This window comes from Vibrio sp. 03_296, assembly GCF_002265885.1.
In genome coordinates this window covers 1-507 of sequence record NZ_NPKW01001314.1, presented here as the reverse complement: position 1 = coordinate 507, position 507 = coordinate 1, and the positions used below count along the sequence as shown (strand labels likewise).

At 45.6% G+C, this 507-nt stretch carries 1 pseudogene; it reads right to left on the bottom strand.

Features of this window, described 5'->3' with window-relative positions:
- A pseudogene (locus CIK04_RS31770) lies at nucleotides 1-507 on the bottom strand (EF-Tu/IF-2/RF-3 family GTPase); the annotation flags it as partial.

Below are 507 nucleotides of genomic sequence, written 5' to 3'. Positions count from 1 at the left end.
CAAGTACTTGGCCACGTTCTACTTCATCACGCTTAGTACCACGTAGTAGCGCACCAACGTTCTCACCCGCACGACCTTCGTCTAGAAGCTTACGGAACATCTCAACACCAGTACATGTAGTAGTTGTAGTATCTTTGATACCTACGATTGCTACTTCATCACCAACTTTCAGAATACCACGCTCGATACGGCCAGTTACTACTGTACCACGACCTTGGATTGAGAATACGTCTTCGATTGGCATTAGGATGGTAGATCGATTGCACGCTCTGGCTCTGGGATGTAAGTATCTAGAGCTTCAGCTAGTTCGATGATTTTCGCTTCCCACTGCTCTTCGCCGTTTAGTGCGCCTAGTGCAGAACCTTGGATAACTGGTAGGTCATCACCTGGGAAATCGTATTCAGATAGAAGTTCACGAACTTCCATTTCTACTAGCTCTAGAAGCTCTTCATCATCAACCATGTCACATTTGTTCATGAATACGATGATGTAAGGGATACCAACCTG